This is a genomic window from uncultured Shimia sp. (genome assembly GCF_947498095.1).
Lineage (GTDB): Bacteria > Pseudomonadota > Alphaproteobacteria > Rhodobacterales > Rhodobacteraceae > Shimia.
Genome location: NZ_CANMJE010000008.1, coordinates 196,759 through 209,200 on the forward strand (window position 1 = coordinate 196,759; position 12,442 = coordinate 209,200).

The following is a 12,442-nucleotide window of genomic DNA, read 5'->3' on the forward strand; positions in this document are numbered from 1 at the left end:
CCGTTACGTGGCCGGTATGGCCTTGTCCAGCCTTGTGCGTACCGAAGGTGCCGCCCACATGCCGGCCAGCATGGCGATGAAAAAGACCCAATGCGGCCAACCGCCATAGCTGAGCGAGGCAACGGCTGGGCCGGGGCAGAGCCCTGCAAGACCCCAACCAGCCCCGAACATCACCGAGCCCAATACAAGGTTACGGCCCAGTTTCGGCTCGGAAGGTGCCGGAAACTCTCCGCCCACCAAAGGTTTACGCTCGCGTGTTAAAAGCCATGCGATGGCCATCGGAACCATGGCGCCGCCCATGACAAAGGCCAAAGTTGGGTCCCAGTTGCCAAAGACATCCAGCCAGCCCTGAACCTTGCTGGTGTCGGTCATGCCTGACACAAACAGGCCCGTGCCAAAGAGCCCTCCAGAGATGAAAGCGAAAATCAAGCGTTGCATCAGATCACTCCCAACAGATGTCGGAACAGAACGACCGTAAGGCCCCCGGCGCCGATGTAAAACACTGTGGCCACGATTCCGCGCAAGGACAGCCGGGAAATTCCACACACCCCATGCCCTGAGGTGCAGCCATTGGCCATACGGGTGCCGATGCCCACCAAAAGTCCTGCGGCTACCAGAACAGCAAGGTTTTCCGAAGCATGGGTCTCAAAGGGGCGGTAGAACGGCTTGATCAGGATTGGCAACAGGAAGACACCAACCAGAAAGGCCATACGCTCGGCCGCCGAATTGCGCCCGGAGCCATCCACCAGCCCGCCGATAATACCACTGGCACCCATGATGCGGCCATTGGCCAATAGATAGACCGCGCCGCCAGTGCCGATAATCAGCCCACCAACGAGGCCCCAGATCCAGTCCACTGGAATAGAGTTCAACATTGCGTTTCCTTTGTTCGTCCCTGATGGGGTCTTGTGTGATGAGGTCACCCAGACAGGTTCGCGTCCCGTCTGGCCTCTTGTCCGGGGTTAAAGCTTGTTGACCGGCACTTTCAAAAAGACGTCGCCCTGCTCATCGGCTTCGGGCATTTGTCCGGCACGCATATTGACCTGCAGCGATGGGATGATCAGCTTGGGCATGGCCAGTGTCGCGTCGCGCGTGTCGCGCATTTCGACGAATGTTTCCTTGTCCCGGCCTTCACCCACATGAATATTGCGGGCCCTTTGCTCGCCAACTGTGGTTTCCCATGCGTACTCATCGCGGCCCGGTGCCTTATAGTCGTGGCCGACAAAGATGCGGGTCTCGTCCGGCAGAGCGAGGATTTTCTGGATCGAGTTGTAAAGCGTCTCAGATGACCCGCCCGGGAAATCACACCGCGCCGTTCCAAAATCTGGCATGAACAGCGTGTCGCCAACAAAGGCCGCGTCACCGATCACATAGGTCAGACAGGCTGGCGTGTGGCCGGGTGTGTGCAGCACATCAACGCGCATCTGGCCGATCATCAGCGTGTCACCTTCGGTGAACAGCCGGTCAAATTGGCTGCCATCGCGCTGAAACTCGGTGCCTTCGTTAAAGACTTTGCCGAAGGTGTCCTGCACCATGGTGATGTTCTTGCCGATGCCGATCTTGCCGCCTACTTGTTCCTGAATGTAGGGGGCCGCGGACAGGTGGTCTGCATGGACATGGCTTTCAAGCAGCCATTCCACCGTCAGGGCCTGGTCTTTGACAAAGGCAATGACCTCATCCGCGGATTTGGTATCTGTGCGGCCTGAGGAATAGTCAAAATCCAGCACGCTATCGATGATCGCGCAGGATGATCCTTCTGGATCCTTCACGATGAAAGAGATCGTATTGGTGGCGTCGTCAAAAAAGGCTTTTACGTCGGGTGTCATCGAGAATCCTCCATTTGAGAAACATATATTGCTTATTGCATATGTTTCAAGCACGAAATTCTGTTGACCTAAATCAAGGCTTTTTTGGCGCTGTCATGTCAATGTTTCATTGCCCAATTAAGGATACTACCATGACCGATATTGCCGCGAGAAAAGCTGCATTGCTCAAGCGCTTGTCCGAACTCGACACCCGTCTTCATGCGATTGAAGCTGAGTTGGACGAACCCCACTCCAAGGACTGGGAAGAGTCAGCTGTGGAACGCGAAGGCGATGAGGTTCTCGAACAGCTTGGCCAAAGCGGACAAGATGAGATTCTGCGTATTCGGGCAGCACTTCAGCGCATTCGCGATGAAGAATACGGCTTTTGCGCGCGTTGCGGCGAAGACATTTCGCCCGAACGCTTGGATGTCTTGCCTGATACGCCGCTTTGTCGGAACTGTGCAGGCGCCGTTGCGCATTGACCAATTTGAGGAGGAGATACCTATGACCGTGGAGGAACTGCTGCGTCAGGCCCGCGACATTTCAGAAGAGATCAAAGGCACCGAAGGTGATCTGCGCTATCAGCTGCATCAAAAGCTGCACCGCGCGCTTGAGAACATTCGCCTGCAAGGCGGGCATGTCCCCGCCTATCTGCGCGACCTTGACCTGGAATTGGTCGACGAAGAGGTCGAAGATGTGTTTGACAACATGCCGGTCTGAGATCTGCATATTTGTGTTTTTTAACGGCGTTCGGAACGGATTGTTCCGGACGCTTTTCTTTTGCGTTCTTGCATGGGGCGGCGCTGCGCGTAAACTCAGCCTTAGGGGTCCGTATTGGTAAGTGTAAAACGGACGCGCGCCGGGAGGGCAAAGATGGCAGGAAGTGTTAGCTATTCGGTCGAGGATGGTGTCGCGATTTTGATGTTGGACAATCCGCCAGCCAACACGCTGTCACCAGAGGTGCGGCGCGGGGTTTTCGACGCTTTGACCCGGGCCGTAGAAGATCCTGTCGTTCAAGCGATCGTATTGATGGGGGCTGGCCGGACGTTCTCGGCGGGTGCCGATCTGGCGGAATTTGACGGCCCTCAACAGGCACCACAGTTGACTGATGTTTGCGACAAGATTGAAGCGGCCTCAAAGCCGGTGATTGCGGCTCTGCACGGTTCGGCCATGAGTGGTGGATTTGAAATGGCACTTGCCGCCCATCTACGCGTTGCATCACCGGCCGCCCGGTTCGGATTTCCCGAGACGACTTTGGGCCTTGTCCCCAGCGCAGGTGGAACGCAACGCGCGCCGCGTCTGGCAGGGGCAGAACACTCACTGGACCTGATGCTTTCGGGTCAGCCGATGCGGGCCAATGATCCGCGCGCCGAGGTGTTCATTGACCATCTGCTGCATGGAAACCTGCGACAGCAGGCCATTTGTTTTGCCAAGGAACATGTGGCCGAGGCACACAGGCTGGTCCCAACCCGGCAGAGTGTGGCTGGCTTTGCCGATCCCATGGCCTATCAGCGCGAGGTAGCAAGACGCCGGGCAGAGTTTGCCGAGACACTCGAGCGCGCGCCACAAGAGATAGTGTCCTGCGTCGAAGCAGCGGCTCTTTTGCCATTTGAACAGGGGTTGGCCTTTGAGCAGGCGGCTTTTGAAACACTGGTGACGTCCGATCAGTCCGCGGCCCTGCGTCATGCGCATTTTGCGGAGCGCCGCGCGACAAAGTTCCCGGGGCTTGGCGATGTTAATCCACGCGGCGTGACGTCTGTTGGGATTGTTGGCGGCGGCGATATGGGACGCGGTCTTGCGCTGGCCTGCCTCAAAGTGGGGCTGCCTGTGGTGTTGGTTGAACGTAACGGGCCCGCCCTGTCAGAGGCCATGTCCAAGATCGATGCCACATTTGCACAATCCGTTGCGCGTGAAGAGATCAGCGCACGGTTGCGGGATCGCCAACGCGCGGCCCTCAAGGGGGCAGATGATTTTGTAGCCTTGGCCGAAGTGGATCTGGTGGTCGAAGCGGTTCCGGAAGACATGCAAACCAAGTTGGCGGTCTTTGCGCAGCTCGACGGTGTCATAAAGGAAAAGGCTATTCTTGCGACCAGCACGTCCTATCTGGACGTCAATCGTATGGCCCGGGAAACCGGAAGCCCGCAGGATGTCCTGGGCTTGCATTTCCTTGCCCCGGCGAACAAGGAACGTCTGGTCGAAGTTGCTGTTGGAGAAGAGACCGCGCCTGAGGTTGTAGCCACAGCGGTGTCGCTGGCGCGCAGACTTGGCAAGATTCCGGTCCGTACAGGTGTTGGTGGCGGGTTCATTGGCAATCGGATTCAGGCGGCCTATCGACTGGCGGCAGACATGATGCTGGAAGAGGGAGCAACGCCCTATCTTATTGATGAGGCCATGCAGGACTGGGGGATGGCGATGGGGCCGTACCGCGCGCTGGACGCCGAAGGTCTGGCGCCCTCTTGGGAGCAACGCAAACGTCAGGCCGAAACCCGAGACCCGGCAGCACGCTATGTCGCGATCGGGGATCGCCTGTGTGAAGCGGGGCGGTTGGGGCGTGCATCGGGTCGTGGATATTACCTCTATTCCGAAACCGCGCCCGACGGTGTTCAGGATCCAGACGTTGTTGCGCTGATCCGCGCAGAGCGGGAAAGCAAAGGTTTTTCAGCACGCGGGTTTAAGCCCGAGGAAATTCAAAGACGTTGCCTTGCCGCGATGGCCAATGAGGGCGCCAGACTGTTGCGAGCAGAGATGGCCGATAGACCTTCGGATATCGACGCGGTCATGGTGCATGGCTTTGGGTTCCCAAGGTGGCGCGGGGGGCCGATGATGGCGGCAGATCTGGTAGGGCTTTTGCCGCTGCGCCGCGATTTGGACAGCTTTACGCCGGACGCGCCTGAGTTCTGGACCGCCGATCCGATTTTTTCAGAGTTTATTAAGAACGGGCAGGGGTTTGCCAGCCTGAACGCTTGATCCTCAGCCGAGGAAAATGCCCAGGATCACCATCATCAGGCCAATCACAGACAAGAACAGCGACCCCATGTTCAAAGGCACAACTTTTTGTACTGCCGCCCGCAAGTCTTCATCGGACAGCCCGGCCTTGCGCGCCTTGGCAACCTTGACGATGGACAGGATCAGCCCTGCAAGTCCCAACAACGACACCAATGCGCCGCCCCAGATTAACCAGTCCATGTGCCACTCCTTCTGACAATTGCCCACCGCCTAAAGGATTGCGTGCACCATCGCAAGCACCCTGCAAAGAGCAATTCCTGCCGTAAGGCCAAAAGCCCGCTTGCGGGGCGCGGGCAGGGGAGCTAGGGTCTGGCCCCGACCCCCGATGGTTCGAGCCCCAAGGAGCCCCCATGAACGAGTATTCCCCCGACGCCTCTTATCGTGTGACTGCAGACGAGCTGCGCCAGTTCATTGAGCGTTTTGAGCGCCTGGAAATGGAAAAGAAAGACATCGCCGATCAGCAAAAAGAGGTGATGGCCGAGGCCAAGGGGCGGGGCTATGATACCAAGGTGATGCGCAAAGTTATTGCCCTTCGCAAACGCGATTCCGATGACATCGCCGAAGAAGAAGCGGTTTTGTCGATGTACAAAGAAGCGCTGGGCATGGCCTGAGGGCCAATACGGCCTAGGGCGTGATCAGTGTCACACCGGGGATGCGCGAAATCTCATAGACGTCTTCGTCATAGATGTCCGTCAGCGCTTCGATGAACTCATCCGTCCAGCCGGGGAAGTCCAGCTCTTCCTCGACTTCTTCGTCCAAGGCAAACTTGTCCAGAAACGCCGCAATCACGCGGCGTTTTTGCATTTGATTGAGGTCGGGATGTTTCTCGAGGTAGTCCGCGTAGCGGTCCATGCCTTCGGGTGACATGATCTCGTTCAACAGATCATCGCCGCCTGCCAAGGGTTGCGTTGCCTCGAGACCGGACATTTCCCGCAGCAATTCTTCCCAGATGATAGGCGTATCTTCATTGCACCAGACCGTCAGCGAGACGTTGGGCAGAGCCTTTCGAATACGTCGGATCGTTTCAGACCAGCGCAGCGCCGTGGCCACCAATCCTTCGGTCAATTCTTCCGAGTTTTCTTCGGGAATTCCTGCCAGCAAGGCTGGCAAGTAGGTCGCGGGATTTCGGATTGACATAAAAATCTCGATGTCGTCGCCGTGAAACAGGTTGCATAGATCAGCAAGCCGCTCGTCCGCATTGGGGTAGTAGAGGTTCAGCCGAACTGCCATACGCGGCACGCAGATGAAATTGTCGTTTGACAGAATGACCCGGTCGGGACTGTCCACGGATTCATCGATCATACCCAGCAAGATGGCTTCGCGGGCCTCGCTGTTGCGCACCGAATGCACATCGTTCAGCGTTTTGCGAATATTGGTGCGATAACTGCGCGGCTTTGGCAGAGAAATCCCGTGCTCCGAGAAGTGCTCGCGGTTCTTGCCGAGTGACTTTAGCAGTTTGCCCTCATCGGTAAAATGGGCGCCTATGTGAAGAACAATCTGCATGTTTGGCCGGACTTCCTTTGTTCGTGCAGATTATTATACCTTCGTTTCTGGACAGTGAAACCAGATTCAGGCAACAGAGGGGGCATGACACAGACGCATACAGTCGCATCCCGCAAAGGGTGGTCCCTTCGTGAGTTCAGCCCTTGGTCGATCGGGGCCGTTGTCATCTGTATTATCGTGTTGGCGCCGATCCTTGCCGTTTTCTGGATGGCACTCAACCCCACCGAGAATATCTGGGGTCATTTGATCTCAACCACGTTACCACGATATCTGCAAAACACGATGATCTTGATGCTGAGCGTCGGGCTTGTCACAGCCAGTATGGGCACCGGCGCCGCTTGGCTAGTCAGCCGGTACAGTTTCCCGGGCGTGACGTGGCTGCAATGGGCCTTGCTCTTTCCGCTCGCAATCCCGGCCTATGTCGGCGCTTATGCTTTGGTGGACTTTCTGGAATACGCAGGCCCGGTGCAAACCGGCATGCGGGCGGTGTTCGGATGGCAGTCGGCCCGCGACTATTGGTTCCCCGAAATCCGGTCGATGGGTGCGGCCGTGATCGTTTTGTCAGCTGCACTCTATCCTTATGTCTATATCCTTGCGCGGGCGGCTTTCCGAGAGCAATCGGGCGCCGGAGAAGAAGTGGCACAATCCCTCGGTGCGGGGGCTTTAACCCGGTTTCGGCGGGTCGGTTTGCCCTTGGCGCGCCCGGCCATTGCAGCCGGAACCGCCATCGTGATGATGGAGACGGTTAACGACTTTGGCACCGTCGATTACTTTGCAGTGCAAACCCTGACCACTGGAATCTTCAGTGTTTGGCTGGAAAGCAACAATGCTGGCGGCGCCGCACAGATCGCCTGTGTGGTTCTCCTGCTGGTCATCTTTCTGGTGACGTTAGAGAAATCCAGCCGCCGCAAACTGCAGTTTTTTTCGCTGACCACACGCCATCGTCCTCCAACACAAACACCCATAGGCGCGCGGTGGGGATGGGTTGCAACCGCGGCCTGCCTCGTGCCGTTTTCTATCGGCTTCGTGCTGCCCGTGAGCGTAATCCTGTCGCACGCCATGGGCAATGCCGAGCGCTGGGCGGATCCCGACCTTATACGCGCGCTTGTGAACACCGTTGCCGTAGGGTGTGTTGCGGCAATTGTCACTGTTCTGGCGGGCGTTTTCCTCGTCTACGGTGTGCGTCTGTCAGGGCGTAGCCTGCCGAAGCTGCTGTTGCCATTGACCACCATTGGCTATGCCGCTCCGGGCGCGGTTCTCGCCGTGGGTATCCTCATCCCATTGGCGGTAATCGACCATAAACTTGCCGATTTTCTCGAAACCCTTGGGTTTGACACTGGGCTGTTGCTGACAGGATCAGCCTTTGCCTTGGTGCTCGCCTATTGCGTGCGCTTTTTTGCCATTGCCCAAGGGGCCGCCGACGGCGCGATGGGTCGTGTTTCACCCAGTTTGCCGATGGCTGCCCGGTCGCTGGGGCGAACCCGGGGGCAAACGCTGCGCGAAGTATATTTTCCCCTGATCCGCACGTCGGTTGGGTCGGCTTTGCTCCTGGTCTTTGTGGATTGCGTCAAAGAGCTGCCCGCAACCATGCTTTTGCGCCCGTTCAACTTTGATACACTGGCGACGCGCGTGCACGATCAGGCCAGCCTTGAAAACCTCGGAGACGCGAGCCCCGGGGCGATTTTGATTGTCGCGGTCGGCATGATCGCCGTCGGGCTTCTGGCCCGTGCAAATCGCTGACATTTTTTCTCTTGCGGGCGCCGTGCAATCTGCTTAAACCGTCGCCGAGTGCCCCTATAGCTCAGCTGGTAGAGCAACTGATTTGTAATTATGCGGTCGTCGCCAGAACCCGCTTTCAGATCAGTGAGTTAAAGTGGTTGATAAAATTTTAGTAGGGCATTAGTAGGGTGCCGTGCTGAAAAGTGCCCCTATAGCTCAGCTGGTAGAGCAACTGATTTGTAATCAGTAGGTCCGCGGTTCGAGTCCGTGTGGGGGCACCAGAACTCATTGAAATCAATAGGTTTTCTCGTCGAATGTAACGACGAAAGGAACCTGTTTTATGGCTCTAAGTTTACCCAATGGCCTCTTTAAGAGGGGCAGGGGGTACGCCCTAAGAATCGCTATCCCAAACGAATACCAACCGATCATTGGCAAGAAAGAGATCGTTCGTGGTCTTGGAACTCAGGACTTGGGGGAAGCCCTAGTTCGACGCAAAGAAGCACTTGAAGAGATTCTTACGTCTGTCGGTCAGGGCAACGCGCCAGAACCTGTGAAGACCCAAGTAGCCAAGGGTTCGATTCTAGATGGAACGACAGTCCGAGAGACCTCTCATCGTTGGCTTGTTCAGTCAGATGGAATCAAGAACTCAACCAAGGCCAGATACAGACAACACCTTGAAAGCTTCGAGTTGTTCTCTGGTAATGCTGAGGTGTCCAAGATCAACAGGGCAATGGCTCTGGCCTACATGGATCATTTGCGTACTGTGCACTCATCAAGAACAGGTGAGCCACTCTCAGCGCGGTCTCTGCAATCCTATCAGTCCTGCCTAGCGTCCTACTGGCGGGTTCTGGATCATTGGGGGTTGGTCAACAGTGATATGCGAAACCCTTTCTCCTCACTCTTGCGACGGGTTGCAGGTCAAAAGAAGAAGATCGACCCAAGAGAGAAGACGCTAAGACCAGTGACCAGAAGGGAGGCTGAAAGCCTTCTTCAATACATCACTAACAATGACCGTCTTAAGTATCAGTTCGAGATGTATGTCACCGTGCGTTTGCTCTGGGTAACTGGATGCCGACTGAATGAAATCTGTGGGCGCTACCTGTCCGAGATCGAAGACCATAAATCTCACATTACAATTCACATCAATGACAGCAAAACAGAGGCGGGGAACCGTGTTGTCATGATTGTCGGTGATGATGATTGTGATCTTCTAAGAAGAGCGATCATAAGGGCTGAAACAACTGAGCCTTGCTGCCCAGAGAACAGGGGCAGGTTGTTCCCTAGGAAAAATCTAGGTGGATACGATAAGAGACCAAGCCACTATCTCGGCAAAGGTCTTGAGGCTGCACGTAAGCGGCTTAGTGGCGATCACTCACAATGGGACACACATTCCTTCAGGCGAACTGCCGTTTCAGCTTTGGTCAACGCTGGGGTCGCCAGAGAAGCAAGGAACTTAGCTGTGGGCCACTCGAACAAGGAAGACATTGGCCTGTCTGTCTATGCCAAGCGTGGCGATCTCAGTGAGATCATAAAGACGACCTTCGAGGCTCTGCACGTTGAACTTGGGGGAAGCCTCAAAACACCTCTTTCCCTCACCAACTGAACCTTCAAATCAATCAACAATTATCATCATCAAAAAGGATATCTAAAATGATGAATCTTGGAAGCACTACCATCACTCAAGCCATGCACGAACGTATCTGTTTGCTGTTCACAAAACTGCAAGGAGACCCCGTGTTGGTCTCTGCGCTGACTGAGTTCGACTGGTTGTCCGACATGGGGCCAAAAAAGCCTGAGACAGAAGAAGTCCTGCTTGAACGCCTCAAGGAAACGTTGGCAGCTTATGAGTTATTCAATGGTGGCGAGAAGCACCCTCTGGCGACGGAGCTATGGGTGGACGGGGTATTCCAAACGGATAGTCTGTTTGCAGAGGCGAGGCCGCCAGTTCTACTGTGAGTTAGCTTGGGTTGAATTTAGGGGGGCTGGTGGAAACGCTGGCCCTTTCTCCCTTCAACAGAAAAGGGCCTCCCCGAAGGAAAGCCCTCTAAACCAACTACAGAATTGTAATTATGATTTTTTCTTACGACGCAGTGCGCCAAGACCACCTAGGCCAGCCAGTAGCAGGAAGCCACCCGCTGGAAGTGGAACTGGAGAGATTACTGCTTCATTTTCTTCAATGCCCGAATATGTCACCTTGGCTTGAGAGAAGTTGTAGAAACCAAAGGAGCCGTTCTCAAAAGAACCGGCAATATTAAGTTCTAAGCTATTATTTACCTTCACCTGAACTGCACTGGCAGTGAAGATTAGGTCAAATGTGTACTCAACTCCTTCAGACCAGCCGACATTTCCAAGACTTGTACCTCTATCCAATTCAGTAACTGCACCAGTATGAGCCCATGCATCGGCTTCACTCAGAGCTCCACTAACGCGAGAAATTGAGAGGCCTTTGTCACCATCACCCCAGCCACTGACGTATTGGTCGTTACGTTTCCAATCGATTAACAGATAGTCGGCGGTAGCGCTTCCGAAATCACCTGTGTCAAAGCCCAGTACAAAGCCGATAAAGTCGTCGTCGCCAGAAGGATTATCGACCTTAATTTTACCGCTCAGGGCAGCACCCTGACTGTCAATCTTATTAATGAACGCGGCGGGTTTTGGTGTATTGATGCTTTGGTATACTGCGTCATTATTAACACCTTGAAGCGCCCAAGACCCATCGCCTTCTGCACCCCATGAACTTAGATCAACGGTTCCAGCCATTGCGGTCGAGCCCAAAAGACAGGTGCCAAGGGCCACGAATTTTAGTGTATGTTTCACCTTATTCTCCAAAAATGAAGTTGTTTTAATCCAGGAGACAGTACACGCATCGCCTTGTTTTTGCCACATTATTTTTTTGACCCATTGTACACCCGTCAAAATGTAGCTCAGGCGATCGCTCTCGTTTCTTGTGTCGAAACAATGCAGTTCAACGACAGTTTTTGTCCACAAAATGTCTATCCATATATAACGATACGTCGCTACTGCCTTCCCCCCTTGGCCCTCTTGTGTACATCCACAGCAGAACCGACAGCCTACCCAGCGCCACCACAAGTCAACTAAGGTTAAACCCTCTGTCAGAGTGCAGTCTTTACGCTGGTTAGAGTACTGATGCTCGTAGTGAACCTTTATTTAACAAGAGGTTAACTGTGAGTTGGCTGGAGTAGTGTGAGGATACTGGGGGATAAACCCCTCATTAGGCACAATCGACACCATCACAGTTGATCGCTGTCACCTGAGTGGATGGATAAAATGCCCATAAGGAGAATTAACCCTCCATACTGAGATAACACCACATATGACGGCCTACTCTGAATAAACTTGCCGTATGGAGAAAACCTACCATAAGGAGAAAACACGGCAAATGGCGACCTATTCTGAATAAAGTACTCATTAGGCACAAACAAACAAATTGAGGATTATGGAATAAACCCTCCATTAGGCACAAACACGGCATATGAGAACTCACCAAAAATAAATACTTAACACGTTAATGGATTCTCACCCTTTTTATGGCCGTTACTCACTCCTCTACTTGAGAGTCATTCTCAAGTAACCCTGCACCCACACACATCCTAACCCACACTGAACACCAATTTCTTGGAGGCTTACCCATGTCTACTTACGAAGCCAGCTTCAAAACTACAGACCCAATCACAGGTGAAACAAAGCTGAACCGCTTGTTCACTATGCGAGCACCAAACGCACAACAGGTCGCTGCCAGAGCAAACGCTCTTGGCCTACCTCAAAGCGCACAAGGTGAACTCATCGTTTACCGTTTCTAATCCTAGAAAACCTATCACTATATGAACGCAATACTTGAATCAGTGGTGACGGGGGAAACCTCTTCTCCATCACAATCCCTTTGTCCTGTTTGTGGGGCATTGTTTAAATATCGAAGTAACAAAACCTTCTGTTCACCTAGATGCCGCAAGACAAGCAGCAAGCGCCATGAGAGACACAAAGTCCCTGCTAATGCTGCAAGCAGCGCTTATAAAGCCAGACAGCAAATCGAGAAGTTTGATCTCGCTCTTCGCATGGGCGAAACGTTGTACACCATGCCACCGATGGAACGCTTAGGTTATCTTGAAGCAGTCATAAGGCTGGCTAGAGATGGTCATTGCCCACTGGTGCGAGACATACTCACCACTCCCAAACTGATGCGACCAAACCCTCAAGACAGCCATCTGTTCTACCGTAAGAAACCCCGAGTTTACTGCACGATCTCCCAAGCAGCCAATCGCTACACCGTATGGTCACCTTGGCATTCAACTATTGATCGCGTCGTCAAAGGTCTTGAGCCTCCCCATCTGAATGGGTCCACCGTTAAGGTTAGGAAACGGAGGACTAAGAATGGCAAACAAGCGACTGAA

The 12,442-nt window shown here is 54.2% G+C and carries 13 protein-coding genes and 1 tRNA gene; 8 read left to right on the forward strand and 6 right to left on the reverse strand.

The window, feature by feature from the left end:
* Positions 1-3 precede the first annotated feature (3 nt).
* The 3 genes from Q0932_RS14790 to Q0932_RS14800 all read right to left on the reverse strand — a co-directional run bounded on the left by Q0932_RS14790 (position 4) and on the right by Q0932_RS14800 (position 1,826).
* Positions 4-438 carry a DUF6691 family protein gene (locus tag Q0932_RS14790; protein WP_299354670.1) on the reverse strand — a complete coding sequence of 145 codons (435 nt, stop codon included), beginning with the start codon at positions 436-438 and terminating at the stop codon, positions 4-6.
* Positions 438-863, reverse strand: a complete 426-nt coding sequence (locus Q0932_RS14795) for a YeeE/YedE thiosulfate transporter family protein (RefSeq protein WP_299354728.1) — start codon at positions 861-863, stop codon at positions 438-440. The genes Q0932_RS14790 and Q0932_RS14795 overlap by 1 nt, the downstream gene beginning before the upstream one ends.
* Before the next feature lie 99 nt (positions 864-962).
* The gene (locus Q0932_RS14800; protein WP_299354673.1) at positions 963-1,826 is read right to left on the reverse strand and encodes an MBL fold metallo-hydrolase; all 864 of its coding nucleotides are present in this window, start codon (positions 1,824-1,826) and stop codon (positions 963-965) included.
* A gap of 131 nt (positions 1,827-1,957) precedes the next feature.
* On the opposite strand from Q0932_RS14800, the gene Q0932_RS14805 reads away from it, so the two are divergent.
* From Q0932_RS14805 to Q0932_RS14815, 3 genes are all read left to right on the forward strand, one after another.
* Positions 1,958-2,287, forward strand: a complete 330-nt coding sequence (locus Q0932_RS14805) for a TraR/DksA C4-type zinc finger protein (protein ID WP_299354675.1) — start codon at positions 1,958-1,960, stop codon at positions 2,285-2,287.
* A 22-nt stretch (positions 2,288-2,309) separates the two neighbouring features.
* Positions 2,310-2,525: a hypothetical protein gene (locus Q0932_RS14810; RefSeq protein ID WP_299354679.1), complete on the forward strand. Its 216-nt coding sequence runs from the start codon at positions 2,310-2,312 to the stop codon at positions 2,523-2,525.
* Between the two features lie 153 nt (positions 2,526-2,678).
* Positions 2,679-4,772, forward strand: coding sequence for a 3-hydroxyacyl-CoA dehydrogenase NAD-binding domain-containing protein (locus Q0932_RS14815; protein ID WP_299354682.1), 2,094 nt, complete (start codon positions 2,679-2,681; stop codon positions 4,770-4,772).
* A gap of 3 nt (positions 4,773-4,775) precedes the next feature.
* Here Q0932_RS14815 and Q0932_RS14820 read toward each other — a convergent pair whose 3' ends face one another.
* Positions 4,776-4,991: a hypothetical protein gene (locus Q0932_RS14820; RefSeq protein WP_299354685.1), complete on the reverse strand. Its 216-nt coding sequence runs from the start codon at positions 4,989-4,991 to the stop codon at positions 4,776-4,778.
* Positions 4,992-5,161: 170 nt separating this feature from the next.
* On the opposite strand from Q0932_RS14820, the gene Q0932_RS14825 reads away from it, so the two are divergent.
* Complete coding sequence (locus Q0932_RS14825) at positions 5,162-5,422, forward strand: DUF2312 domain-containing protein (RefSeq protein WP_299354688.1); 261 nt, start codon at positions 5,162-5,164, stop codon at positions 5,420-5,422.
* 13 nt (positions 5,423-5,435) lie between these two features.
* Here Q0932_RS14825 and Q0932_RS14830 read toward each other — a convergent pair whose 3' ends face one another.
* Positions 5,436-6,314 (reverse strand): hypothetical protein, encoded by an 879-nt coding sequence (locus Q0932_RS14830; RefSeq protein WP_299354691.1) that lies wholly within the window; start codon positions 6,312-6,314, stop codon positions 5,436-5,438.
* A gap of 84 nt (positions 6,315-6,398) precedes the next feature.
* Here Q0932_RS14830 and Q0932_RS14835 point away from each other — a divergent pair, with 84 nt between their 5' ends.
* The 4 genes from Q0932_RS14835 (at position 6,399) to Q0932_RS14850 (ending at position 9,989) form a co-directional block, all read left to right on the forward strand.
* Entirely contained in the window at positions 6,399-8,054 is a 1,656-nt protein-coding gene (locus Q0932_RS14835; RefSeq protein WP_299354694.1) for an iron ABC transporter permease, read from the forward strand.
* Positions 8,055-8,238: 184 nt separating this feature from the next.
* A tRNA-Thr gene (locus Q0932_RS14840) sits at positions 8,239-8,314 on the forward strand.
* A 59-nt stretch (positions 8,315-8,373) separates the two neighbouring features.
* Positions 8,374-9,636 carry a tyrosine-type recombinase/integrase gene (locus Q0932_RS14845; RefSeq protein WP_299354697.1) on the forward strand — a complete coding sequence of 421 codons (1,263 nt, stop codon included), beginning with the start codon at positions 8,374-8,376 and terminating at the stop codon, positions 9,634-9,636.
* A gap of 47 nt (positions 9,637-9,683) precedes the next feature.
* Complete coding sequence (locus tag Q0932_RS14850; RefSeq protein ID WP_299354700.1) at positions 9,684-9,989, forward strand: hypothetical protein; 306 nt, start codon at positions 9,684-9,686, stop codon at positions 9,987-9,989.
* 111 nt (positions 9,990-10,100) lie between these two features.
* Here Q0932_RS14850 and Q0932_RS14855 read toward each other — a convergent pair whose 3' ends face one another.
* Positions 10,101-11,021, reverse strand: a complete 921-nt coding sequence (locus Q0932_RS14855) for a VPLPA-CTERM sorting domain-containing protein (RefSeq protein WP_299354703.1) — start codon at positions 11,019-11,021, stop codon at positions 10,101-10,103.
* Positions 11,022-12,442: the final 1,421 nt, after the last annotated feature.

Excerpts from the sequence above, each read along its gene's own strand:
- Q0932_RS14790 (WP_299354670.1), bottom strand. The coding sequence starts at position 438 with ATGCAACGCTTGATTTTCGCTTTCATCTCTGGAGGGCTCTTTGGCACG.
- Q0932_RS14800 (WP_299354673.1), bottom strand. The coding sequence starts at position 1,826 with ATGACACCCGACGTAAAAGCCTTTTTTGACGACGCCACCAATACGATC.
- Q0932_RS14805 (WP_299354675.1), top strand. The coding sequence starts at position 1,958 with ATGACCGATATTGCCGCGAGAAAAGCTGCATTGCTCAAGCGCTTGTCC.
- Q0932_RS14810 (WP_299354679.1), top strand. The coding sequence starts at position 2,310 with ATGACCGTGGAGGAACTGCTGCGTCAGGCCCGCGACATTTCAGAAGAG.
- Q0932_RS14815 (WP_299354682.1), top strand. The coding sequence starts at position 2,679 with ATGGCAGGAAGTGTTAGCTATTCGGTCGAGGATGGTGTCGCGATTTTG.
- Q0932_RS14820 (WP_299354685.1), bottom strand. The coding sequence starts at position 4,991 with ATGGACTGGTTAATCTGGGGCGGCGCATTGGTGTCGTTGTTGGGACTT.
- Q0932_RS14825 (WP_299354688.1), top strand. The coding sequence starts at position 5,162 with ATGAACGAGTATTCCCCCGACGCCTCTTATCGTGTGACTGCAGACGAG.
- Q0932_RS14830 (WP_299354691.1), bottom strand. The coding sequence starts at position 6,314 with ATGCAGATTGTTCTTCACATAGGCGCCCATTTTACCGATGAGGGCAAA.
- Q0932_RS14835 (WP_299354694.1), top strand. The coding sequence starts at position 6,399 with ATGACACAGACGCATACAGTCGCATCCCGCAAAGGGTGGTCCCTTCGT.
- Q0932_RS14845 (WP_299354697.1), top strand. The coding sequence starts at position 8,374 with ATGGCTCTAAGTTTACCCAATGGCCTCTTTAAGAGGGGCAGGGGGTAC.
- Q0932_RS14850 (WP_299354700.1), top strand. The coding sequence starts at position 9,684 with ATGATGAATCTTGGAAGCACTACCATCACTCAAGCCATGCACGAACGT.